The sequence below is a fragment of the Pedobacter sp. SYSU D00535 genome (assembly GCF_017355855.1).
Taxonomy (GTDB): Bacteria; Bacteroidota; Bacteroidia; order Sphingobacteriales; family Sphingobacteriaceae; genus Desertivirga.
Map to the genome: position 1 here is coordinate 1,054,606 of NZ_JAFEWD010000001.1, position 11,855 is coordinate 1,066,460.

Genomic DNA, 11,855 nt, shown 5'->3' on the forward strand with positions numbered 1-11,855 from the left:
ATAAGATCGCAATAGAGGTCTTTGGCTTTGGACGCAATGGAGCGGTGAATGGGGCCTCTGCGATGTGGTAAAAGCATAGGATATTGTGCTCGGCCACAGCGAGGGAATGCCCGAATAAAGAACACTATTTCGTAAAAACATCCCGGCTAGTGACATTATTTCAACAGGATCAACTTAATGTTAAAAAAAACTCAAGAAATCGGAGCAAAAATTTAGCAGTTGCGATTTAAATCATCTACTTTTAGGTGCAGATGAGTTATATTACCCCCTATCTTAGCAATTAATGGAAAAAATCATCACCTCAATTAACGATTTAATCTGGAGCAACGCGCTGATAGTGCTTTGCCTTGGCACAGGAATCTACTTTTCTATTGTAACCCGTTTCCTCCAGGTACGCTACCTGAGAGATATGATCGCGTTACTTTTTGGTACAAAGGGCTCTGACAAGGGAGTCAGTTCTTTTCAGGCATTTGCAATTGCCATATCAGGACGAGTGGGTACAGGTAATATTGCAGGTGTTGCAACAGCCATTGCCATGGGCGGACCGGGTGCTGTTTTCTGGATGTGGGCAATTGCGTTCTTAGGAAGTGCTTCTGCTTTTATAGAAGCTACACTGGGGCAGATTTACAAACAGGTGAACAATGGCCAGTACCGGGGCGGACCTGCTTTTTATATAGAAAAGGGTCTGGGTATAAAGTGGTATGCCGTTGTGTTTGCAGTAGCTACAGTATTAAGTACGGCCCTCCTGCTGCCAGGTGTCCAAAGCAACAGTATTGCTTTAAGTATGCAAAACGCCTTCGATCTGCCGGTAGCAGTTACGGGAACGGCGATTGTCATTTTGCTGGCGCTAATCATTTTTGGAGGCGTAAGGCGAATAGGTAAAGTAGCAGAACTGGTCGTCCCTTTTATGGCAGGAGCCTATATTTTAATGGCGGTTGTGATCATGACTTTGAACTTTCAGCAAATCCCTTCCGTTTTAAGCCTTATTTTCAGATCTGCTTTCAATTTTGAACCTGCTTTTGCCGGTGTTTTCGGAATGGCGGTATCGTGGGGTATCAAACGGGGGATTTATTCGAATGAAGCAGGACAGGGGACGGCGCCCCATGCCGCCGCTGCGGCGGAAGTCGACCATCCAGCTAAACAGGGACTGGTTCAGGCCTTTTCTGTATACATCGATACACTTTTTGTATGTACGGCTACGGCCTTCATGATCTTATTTACGAATCAATACAACGTTCTGAATCCGGAGGGCGGCTTTATCGTTGAAAATCTTCCGGGAGCAAAAATTGGAGGAGAGTTTACCCAGCAAGCCATAAGTCACCACTTTCCGGCTTTGGGGAGCGGCTTTGTGGCGATAGCACTTCTGTTTTTTGCTTTCACTACCATCATGGCCTATTACTACATCGCCGAAACTAATCTTAGCTATTTAGACAAGACTGAAAATAAGTGGGCAGTAACGGCGCTTCGGCTACTGATACTAGCAGCTACCTTCTACGGTTCGGTAAAAACAGCCGAGTCGGCCTGGGCACTGGGCGATATGGGAGTGGGAATAATGGCCTGGCTAAACATTGTGGCGATCCTCTTCTTACAAAAGCCGGCACTGAAGGCCTTAAAGGATTATCGCAGGCAACGAAAAGAAGGTAAAAATCCGGTTTTCAATGCGGAAGAACTGGGAATTAAAAACACGGATACGTGGTAGCTGTTCAGCACAAGCTACCTTCCTTTGATTTACGACGGATCAAAAAGCTTAGTTTTTTGATCCGTCAGAGGTGTGAAATAGCACTTATTATTTGTAGGAGCACTTACCGCGCTTCTACTATCGTTAGCCATTATTAGTAATAAAAGGATTCTTAAACAAGTAGGTAACGGGGGACTTCAGGTCTTTCATTAAGCCCCTGAACCTTTTTGATCCGCTTAATTCCTTGTCTTTTTCTTCCGAAGCCAATACCTATTTTTGTTTCTGGAAGAACTGCCAAAATTAACGAGCACCAAAACTAGCCCCCAACCGATTAGTATGAAGAGCCTACTTGCTGTATTGCTATTTATTATTTCCATCCAACCGCTTTCAGCGCAACAACCCGTACCGGTTAAACCCAGGGTCTTAATCAGCACCGATATTGGCGGTACCGATCCGGATGATAATCAATCTATGGCGCATTTGCTGATGTACAACGACAAATTTGATATCGAAGGCCTTGTGTCCTCTCCTTCCTACGGCAGTGGGAGAAAAGAAGAGATTCTTCGTATGATCGACCTCTATGAAAAAGATTGGCCGAAATTACAGCGACATCAGCAAGGCTTCCTATCGCCTGATTATTTACGGTCCATAACGAAACAGGGGCGCCGCGGCAGTGCATCCTATTCGGGGGTTTCAACAGCTACCGAAGGCTCCGAATGGATTATTAAGTGCGCCAAAAAGCCGAGCAAGCAACCTCTCTGGATGCTGGTATGGGGCGGGCTGGAAGATCTGGCGCAGGCGCTTCACAATGCCCCTGAAATTCAAAACAAGATTAAAGTATATTGGATAGGCGGTCCGAATAAGAAATGGAGTGCTAATAGCTATGCGTACATCGCCGCCAATTTCCCTAAACTGTGGTTCATCGAAGTAAACTCCTCCTACTACGGTTTTTTTTCGAATAATACCGAACTGGATAGTGTCAACGCCTCGGACTACTACGACAAGCATATTGCCGGTGCGGGTTACTTGGGTAAAGACTTTAAGAACTACTACAACGGCGACATAAAAATGGGAGACACTCCTTCTCTTCTTTATTTAATGGATGGCGACCCTAATAACCCCTCGCGGGAAAGCTGGGGCGGTAGTTTCGAAAAGACCCGCTATAGTTCCAGAGCGGTCTATGATCGTCCCACTACGCTAAAGGACAGCGTAGCATTCTGTACAGTTGTAGAATTTCATTTTAAAGGCCCGCAACTAGACATACCTGCAGATTCCATTTGCTTCCGGATGATCACCCCCTACAAAAACGGAGCACAAGAGTGGCCCGGATATTATCTCGGCAACGGTAACTATAGTATTAAGTATGCCCCGAAACAGGCAGAAATCTTGAGCTATTACTTCAAATCAGAAATTCCGGGTTTAAACATGAAGGAAGGAAAACTGGTGATCACCAACCGCTGGCCAGGAACACCCAGAACTACCGACTACCCATTGGGTGATAACTGGTACACCGACAAATCCAACCCTCGCCTGTATGACGGAAAGATACAAGGCGGAAAAACCATCGCTAAATGGCGAGCGGATGTTCTCGCAGACTGGGCGAAACGCTGGAACTGGTTACGGGAGTAAGCTTCGTCTCTATGCTGATCCAAACGCCTTTTGTCATGACTGGCGAGTGGAAACGTTTGGACGCATGGAAATAAGGCTTTGGAGTTTTGTGGGGTGTATCTTTTTTTCGGATTGAGCATCCTAACCAGGAGCTTCTGTTGCTAAATGCCCAATACCCATCGCACATCAAAAGCATCCACTACCTCCACCAATTTCTGATGCTCATCGATGCTGAGGTAGGGAGCCCTTCCATTAAAATTCAATTTCTCCACCAGGGACTTTCTGTCTTCCACATCCTGACAGGGCAAAAAGATGGCGATGTAATTCCCAAGTTTCCTACCTTCACTGTGTACAAGATCGGATCCGTAAATAGCTAGCTTATTGGAAAGCAGGGAGCCGCTGACCACCGGCAGTTCGGGGAAACCTTCTAATTCGGTTCCAAACGTTTCAAAATGTAACACGCCACCAAAAAGAGTTTGATAAAAGGTGAGCGCTTTTCTGCAGTTCCCGGAGAAGGTTATGAAGATCGCGCTCTTTGACTCATCTCGACTAAAATCGTCCATCATCCAATAAATTAAAGATCAGGAAGCTCTAGTTCTGCAAGCTGTTCCTGTTAGGGCTTTTTGGTACAGCTTGCCGGATAGTCTTCCCGACGATTGGCATTCTACCTGGCTTCAGCACTAAGCTGCTGATTCGACATACTTCACAAAGTTGTTTAGGATCGCCTGCCATCCTTGCTTCTGAAACTCAGGGTCATTCTCGGTTTCAGCATCAAATGAGGTTTCGATATGTGTTTTCCCATCTTGTTCTGTAAACAAAGTAGTGGACTGTCTTCCATCACTCATGGTATAGCTGATTTCCTTATGCGGTTCTACTTTGTCATATGTACCTTCAAAGTCGAAACCAAAGCTACCATCCCTGGCTTCCATTCTATGTTTAAATTTTCCCCCTACCCTAAGATCATTCTCACTACTTGGCGTATGCCAGCTTGGATCAGGTGTGTTCCATTGAACAATGTCTTCCGGTGTATTCCAAACCTTCCATACTTTTGCTATGGGAGCATTTACTATTGCTTCTACCATAATTCTTGCTACTTGTGCCATTTTTTTCTGATTTTTATCTTAATTTCTATCATCAAAATTAGGGCAAGATATTCAATCGGATCTATTATGATTATGTCAACGTCAGGGGTGAATTATGACAAAAGAATCCTATCTTAAACCTGAAACTATTAATCCATATGCGAATTTCAGTTTTTGTACCTGAACACGGGGTGATTGAAGCCGTTACCCCTCCATTCAGAACCTTTCACACGGCAAATGAATTTCTAACGGCCTTTGGTAAAAAGCCGATTTTTGATGTTGAGTACGTGGGATTGAACGAGTACGTACCGGCTAACAATGGCGAGTATACGATAAAAACCAACAGGCTGCTGAAAGAGGTAAGCAGTACCGACCTTCTGATTATCCCCCCTACCTTCGGCGACACAGGGAGGGGAATAGCCGCGAACGCCGCAGCCATCCCTTATTTCAAAAAGTTACACGAGCAGGGAGCCAGTCTGGCCAGCTTATGCGTAGGGGCATTTCTTTTGGCCGAAACCGGCCTGCTGGATGGCAAAAAATGCTCTACCCACTGGGCCCATGTCAGGGAGTTTAAGGAACGATACCCGCAGGTGGAAGTAGAAGATGGCGCCATCATAACAGAACACGATAATATTTACAGCAGTGGCGGAGCGAGTAGTTTGTGGAACCTGATATTATATCTGGTTGAAAAATTCGCTGACCGAGAAATAGCCATTATGATCTCGAAGTACTTTGCCCTGGATATCGGGAGAGATAGTCAAAGTCAGTTTGCCATATTCAAGGGGCAAAGAAATCACCGTGATACAGAGATTCAGCAAGTTCAGGATTATATTGAGAAGAACTATGCTACTAAAATCACCATTGAAAGTTTAGCTAACTTAATTAATACCGGCCGCAGAACTTTTGAAAGGCGATTTAAGGAGGCAACGAACAATACACCGCTCGAATATATACAGCGAGTAAGGATAGAAGCTGCCAAAACGTTTTTTGAGGCAGCAAGAAAAAATGTAACAGAAACCATGTACGACGTCGGCTATACGGATACAAAGGCCTTTAGAGATGTATTTAAAAAGATAACAGGGCTTACGCCGATCGAGTACAGGGATAAGTTTGCACGAGTGGCCCATGAGATTTAGCACCTGAACTTTTTTAAGCAAGGGGGCTATTATAAAGGACTATTAGGAAAAGTAGGATGCTTGTCGTCCTTCAGGCTCCTGCAAAAATGCGTTATACCGGCAAGTTGCTATATTTTTTTGTTCTATTGACTGTATTTGCCTAAGCCTGATAAGAAATGGATAAAGTAAGCCTCATATTAATTTCAGGAGCATTCAACTTGATCTTTGGTATCTTCCACATTGCCTTTTGGTGGCTGTTCAGATGGAGAACAGAGCTTAGGAGACTAAATTTTGCAAATAGGGCTATTATGCAGATCTTAAACATCCAGATTATCTACTATTTATTTCTCACCGCTACCATCTGTTTTCTATTCCCATTGCAGCTGAGTGAGACTAATTATGGCGCGCTTTTCTTAATTAGTTGTTCTTTGTTTTGGGCAATAAGAAGTATCCAGCAATTTATATTCTTAAAAGTCAATAAGCCGGTTGTTCATATTCTGACAGCGCTTTTTTTCTTGGGAACCATCTTGTTTGCGTTACCTATCCTGATTTAATCGCGGACAAATGGGATACATTACTTCAACCATTGGAATCTATCACTCTCCAGACTGCTTTAATACGACAACACCCTAAACTCCGAGCGCCTGTTTTTCTGATGCTCCTCTTCCGGACATACAACCGTCTTTCCGCACTTATTGATCAATCTTGTTTCTCCATAGCCCTTAGCTACCATACGTTCTCTGGCGATCCCCCGGCTTACCAGGTAGTTGACAGCAGACTGAGCACGACGCTGGGATAAGGCCAGGTTGGAAGCATCCTTTCCACGACTATCGGTATGGGAGGATAATTCTATTTTTAAAGTAGGATTTTCGCGTAGGATAAGTTCGAGACTATTTAACACCGTGGCCGCTTCCGGTCGGATATTGTCCTTACCCAGGTCATAAAAAATATTGTTCAGCCGAATCGTTTTCCCTTTCACGAGCAAAGGCTCCAGGCTGAGTGCAAGATCCAGGGTATCCGAAGTGTTCATTCCCTTGGTGCTTAAGGTCGCGGAATCCGGCAGGAAGCCTTTTCTCCTCACCAGTAACTTATATTCATTGTTCTTATCAAGCGCTAAAAAGAAATCCTCCTGTTCGGCACCTGCATCCAAATCCTTCAGGAACTCACCGTTCTGGAATACAGAGATTTTCGCCCCCTTTATCGCTGTGCCATCTTGCTTATTAACAACCTGTCCCTTCAGCGCAAGTGCAAATTTAGGAGGTGCAGTGTAGCTAAATGAGTAGATATCGTCACTGCCCTTACCGCCCTTTCGGTTGGAGGAAAAAAAGCCGGTAGCGCCTGTGGCTGTCGGGGTCTCGATAAAGCTAAAATCATCCGCTGATGAGTTAACGGGGTATTTAAGATTTAAGGGAGCGCTCCAGTCTTTACCTGCACCTCTACTGCTGAATATATCCAGCCCTCCCATTCCCGGATGTCCTTTGGACGAGAAATACAGCATATCCTCCGAAGAAATAGTTGGAAATAATTCGTCAGAACCCGTGTTCAGGGCAGCTCCACAATTTTGCGGCACTCCCCAGGAACCATCCGGCTGCAACTGTGAGAACCAGAGATCTGCGCCACCAAAACCACCAGCCATATCCGAAGAAAAATACAAGGTCTTTTCGTCGGTACTAAGAGCGGCATGTCCTATTGAATACTGTTTACTGTTGTATTTAAATGGCTGCGCTGTCCAGCTATTGCTTACCTCGTTATGCTCATAGATGATGAGCTCGAGCCGCCTGGTCGGATGCTTTGCCTCTCCCCGCGCCTTCCCGTCGGTATCATTAGAAGTACGGGTGACCATGAACACAGTGCCTGCTTTATTACTCACAAGCGGGCCGGAGTGGAATTGCTGCTGATTAAATACTTCCTGACTCAGAACCGGGTCAGCTACTTTACCACCTGTTTTTTCAGCACTGAAGATCTTTAAGAAGCTGTTTCCTGTCCACCCGTAGGTTTCTCCCTTTTCCTCTCCCGGTTCCCCCGTATAATAAATGCGGTCCTTAGCCGAAAATACGGAGAACTCAGAGCGCGGTGTATTGAGGAGCTCTTCATTTTTCAGCTCATAAGCTCCCTCAGACTGCATCCACTTCTCCGCTGAATCACAGGCTGCAATAGCCCGATCTTGTTCCTTTCCTGTGTTGGAAGCATAACGTTGAAAAATCTGCTTTGCCTCACTGTATTTTGCGTTCAGTTTTAAAACTTCCGCATAAGCAAGAAGATGCTCATTGTTACTTTTCGGGTGAGCTACTAGTTGGGCGTACCACTTTTCGGCGGCTTCGTAGTCATTCATTTTCCTGTAGGAATCTGCGAGATGTACGAGGTCTCCCAGGTAGGGATTTTTCTTCTCTGCGAGCTTATTATAAAGTACAACCGCTTTTGCGTACTGGTATTTTTGATACAAGAGGTCAGCCTTCTCGCGAAGGCCTGGCTGATCTTGCGCAAAGACATTCATACTTCCCAGGAAGAGGGCTGTAAGCAGATATAAAACTTTAGCTTTCATTTTGAAAGGATCTGTCATTAAAAAAATCGGGGACTTAACAATCTATAGGATCTGCGCGCCAGCGTCAATCCCAGAGTGATCTCATGCGAGCCACTTTCGATATCATTCAGCTGATTCATGGAGTAGTCGTACGAATAGCCTACCCGAAATGCATCTGAGATAAAAAGCTGTGCAACACCTGCTATCGAGCTTGCTTTACTTATTTTCAGGCCGTCTTCAAACTTCTTCTCCCACAACTTAGCGCTTGTGCGGTAAGACGCTCCGATCCAAATCCGTTCCTTAAAAATAAGCATGGTGTTTAGGTCCACACTGGTGGGTCCTTTAAAGTCTTCTTTCGCAAGCAGGCTGGGACGCAGTTTAATTTCAGGATTAAGGTTAAAGAGCATTCCTGTTTGGAAATATACATGCCTCTTATGCTTGATCGCTCCCTGAGAAAGTTCGTCGCTGCTGATAGAACCGTTTGTTCCGTTTGCGAGCAGATCCAGCACCGATGCTCCCGCATACCATTTGGGGGAATAATAGTAGATCCCGAAACGGAAGTCCGGAACAAAGTTGCTCGATTCTCCCTGCGTGGCATACTGGTCTCCCCCGTCGATAGGGTTTAATTTGCTATAGTCCAAAGCGTACTGACTTAATCCGGCACCAATGCCGAAAGAAAGTCGTTTTGTATCTTCCTCATTTAGCTGAAGGCGGTATGCGTAGTTCAGGTACAGAGAGGTGGTAGATTGGGCACCCAGCTTATCCGCACCGATCTGCAGTCCAAGGCCCATTCTTTTCCTTTCTGGATCCAGGACTCCGTCGAGAGAGATCTGGCCCGTATTCGGCGCATCTTCAATCCCGGCCCATTGCTTGCGGAGCGCCATCTGGGCAAACCATTCCTCCTTATATCCTGCATAAGCAGGGTTTACACTAAGCGAATTGAAAATGTACTGCGTAAACTGGATGGTTTGTTGCGCTTTGGCACCTCCTGCTCCTGCCAGAAACAGGACGATGCCCAACAAAAAATTTTTATTTCTATACATACCGATTTGAAACCTCCACTGTCTATCTTTTCAGAAGAACCCAACCCTTACGGATATCTTCGTTATTTCCTTTTTTGAGTTTGATGATGTAATAATAAGTGCCCGTATTTAAGCCGGATCCCTCCCAGGTGTTGTTGTAGTTGTTATTACGGTACACTTCACTTCCCCAGCGATTGAATATCGTAAGCTCTGCGCGGTCATAATTCTCCAGGCCGGCAATCACGAAGGCATCGTTTTTACCGTCTCCGTTAGGCGTGAACACGTTAGCTATACTTGCACCGTCAATAGTCACTTCGATCGTTTGGGTAACTCCCTGTGCATCCTTTATAGTGATGGTATACTTACCTGGCTTGAGGTTCTCGAAAGTATCTGAACTTCCGTATGGACCGTCTCCAAGCTTATAGGTATAAGGGCCTGTACCTCCTGCACCCTTTACTTTAATAGCACCACTGCTCAAGTCGCCGCCGCTTATATCCTTTTTGTAATCGAGAGCAATAGTGAGCTGCTGCGGCTGTTCTATCGTAAAGTTCACAGAAGCGAGAAGGCCATTAACATCTCTTACAGTTGCAGTATATGTTCCGGAAACTAAGCCATTGAAGGAAGCTGAGGACTGGAAATTACCATTACCCAGCTTGTACTCGTACGGACCTGTACCGCCTGCAGCTGTAAGCGAAACTGAGCCATTCGCTCCATTGTGTACAGTAACATTGCTCTTAGATGCGACCACCAGGCTAAGTGCTGCTGAAGGCTGAGTAATAACAACGGTTGTAGTTGCTATAACACCGTTTGCATCTTTTATGCTTACCGTGTATGTTCCTGCCGGAAGACCTGTAAAGCTTCCGCTGCTCTGGTACGCGCCGGTTCCAATTTTATACTCATAAGGACCTGTGCCACCTGAGCCAGCTACTGTTACCGCTCCTGTTGATCCTCCAAAGGCTGTGATGTCTGTTTTGGAAGTTACTGCAACCGTTAGGTTCGCACCCGGCTCTGCAATAGTGGCAGTTGTGGTCTTCGTTACCCCGTTAGCATCCTTCGCAGTGATGGTGTAAGTGCCGGCGGCCAGGTTAGAGAAGGTAGCGCTGCTTTGGTAAGCGCCGTTCTCGATTTTGTATTCGTAAGGAGCCGTTCCGCCGGAGGCTGATACAGTCAGACTTCCAGTGGACGTACCTTTAACAGTAATATCAGTTTTGGCTGTTATTACCAGGGCTAGTGCTGCTGCTGGTTCCCCAATAGTTACGGAAGTGCTTTCAGTAATACCGTTTGCATCCTTTACGGCGAGGATATATGTACCGGCTGGAAGGCCTGTAAATGTTCCATTGGACTGGTAAGTTCCGGTTCCTATCTTATACTCATAAGGGCCCGTTCCGCCTGATCCTGTTATTGTTACCGCTCCTGTGGAAGCACCTTTTATCGTTACATCATTTTTAGAAGTCACGGTAACAGCCAGCAGTGCAGATGGTTCTGTGATAGTAGCACTTGCTGTGGTGCTTACTCCGTTTTTATCAGTTACGGTAACGGTATATGTTCCTACTGATACACCTGTTAAGTCTTCTGTTGTAGCTCCGTTACTCCAGCTATACGTATAAGGACTCGTTCCGCCTGTTACCGTAATATCGATCGCTCCGGTTGATGCGCCCTTCACCGTTACATCTGTCTTAGAGGTAACGGTAGCAGCAAGCAGTGCAGATGGTTCTGTAATAGTAGCACTTGCTGTGGTGCTTACTCCGTTTTTATCAGTAACAGTAAGTGTATAAGTTCCTGCTGGTACACCTGTTACGTCTTCTGTTGTAGCACCGTTACTCCAGCTATAGGTATAAGGACTAGTTCCGCCCGTTACCGTAATATCGACTGCTCCGGTGGAAGCTCCTTTAACGGTTACATCTGTCTTAGAAGTTACGACTGCTGCCAGCAGTGCAGATGGTTCTGTGATAGTAGCACTTGCTGTGGTAGCTACTCCATTTTTATCAGTTACGGTAACGGTATATGTTCCTGCTGATACACCTGTTAAGTCTTCTGTCGTAGCACCGTTACTCCAGCTATAGGTATAAGGAGCAGTTCCTCCAGTTACGGTAATATCGACTGCTCCGGTGGAAGCTCCTTTTACAAACACATCGGTCTTGGAAGTAACACTTACTGCCAGTAATGCTGATGGCTCTGTGATAGTAGCTGCAGTAGTAGCTGTAATACCATTCTTGTCGCTCACAGTCACCGTGTACGTGCCTGCTGCAAGACCAGTCAGGTCTTCTGTGGTAGCACCGTTACTCCAGGCATACGTATAAGGAGCAGTTCCTCCTGTTACGGTAATATCGATTGCTCCTGTGGATGCGCCTTTTACCGCTACATCTGTCTTAGAGGTAACGGTTGCTGCAAGTAACCCAGATGGCTCTGTGATAGTAGCTGAAGTAGTAGCTGTAATACCATTCTTGTCGCTCACAGTCACCGTGTACGTTCCTGCTGCAAGACCAGTCAGATCTTCTGTGGTAGCACCGTTACTCCAGGCATACGTATAAGGAGCAGTTCCGCCTGCTACGGTAATATCGATTGCTCCCGTGGAGGCCCCTTTTACAAACACATCGGTCTTGGAGGTAACGGTTGCAGCTAGTGCCCCAGAAGGTTCTGTAATTGTAGCTGAAGTGGTAGCAGTAATATTGTTTTTATCAGTTACGGTGACCATATACGTCCCTGCAGCAAGACCTGTCAGGTCTTCTGTAGTAGCCCCATTGCTCCAGCTGTAGGTATAAGGACTGGTTCCTCCAGTTACCGTAATATCGATCGCTCCCGTGGAAGCTCCTTCTACGGTTACATTCG

8 protein-coding genes are annotated in these 11,855 nt (G+C 45.8%); 3 read left to right on the forward strand and 5 right to left on the reverse strand.

The features are described from left to right. Positions 1-283: 283 nt before the first annotated feature. Positions 284-1,699, forward strand: a complete 1,416-nt coding sequence (locus J4N23_RS04300) for a sodium:alanine symporter family protein (protein WP_207425762.1) — start codon at positions 284-286, stop codon at positions 1,697-1,699. 315 nt (positions 1,700-2,014) lie between these two features. Beyond that, positions 2,015-3,307, forward strand: a complete 1,293-nt coding sequence (locus J4N23_RS04305; protein WP_242689069.1) for a nucleoside hydrolase-like domain-containing protein — start codon at positions 2,015-2,017, stop codon at positions 3,305-3,307. Between the two features lie 140 nt (positions 3,308-3,447). Here J4N23_RS04305 and J4N23_RS04310 read toward each other — a convergent pair whose 3' ends face one another. Further along, a complete protein-coding gene (locus J4N23_RS04310; protein WP_207425763.1) occupies positions 3,448-3,852 on the reverse strand; it encodes a glyoxalase in 405 nt (134 codons plus the stop codon). 114 nt (positions 3,853-3,966) lie between these two features. Beyond that, positions 3,967-4,389, reverse strand: a complete 423-nt coding sequence (locus tag J4N23_RS04315; protein WP_207425764.1) for an SRPBCC family protein — start codon at positions 4,387-4,389, stop codon at positions 3,967-3,969. A 137-nt stretch (positions 4,390-4,526) separates the two neighbouring features. Here J4N23_RS04315 and J4N23_RS04320 point away from each other — a divergent pair, with 137 nt between their 5' ends. After that, on the forward strand, positions 4,527-5,504 hold the full coding sequence (locus J4N23_RS04320; protein WP_207425765.1) for a GlxA family transcriptional regulator: 978 nt from the start codon (positions 4,527-4,529) through the stop codon (positions 5,502-5,504). A 592-nt stretch (positions 5,505-6,096) separates the two neighbouring features. Here J4N23_RS04320 and J4N23_RS04325 read toward each other — a convergent pair. The 3 genes from J4N23_RS04325 to J4N23_RS04335 all read right to left on the reverse strand — a co-directional run. Then, a complete protein-coding gene (locus J4N23_RS04325; RefSeq protein ID WP_207425766.1) occupies positions 6,097-8,025 on the reverse strand; it encodes an OmpA family protein in 1,929 nt (642 codons plus the stop codon). Positions 8,026-8,042: 17 nt separating this feature from the next. Then, positions 8,043-9,047 (reverse strand): type IX secretion system membrane protein PorP/SprF, encoded by a 1,005-nt coding sequence (locus tag J4N23_RS04330; RefSeq protein WP_207425767.1) that lies wholly within the window; start codon positions 9,045-9,047, stop codon positions 8,043-8,045. A gap of 22 nt (positions 9,048-9,069) precedes the next feature. Continuing rightward, positions 9,070-11,855 (reverse strand): gliding motility-associated C-terminal domain-containing protein (locus tag J4N23_RS04335; RefSeq protein WP_207425768.1); only part of this gene is annotated, 2,786 nt, incomplete at its 5' end.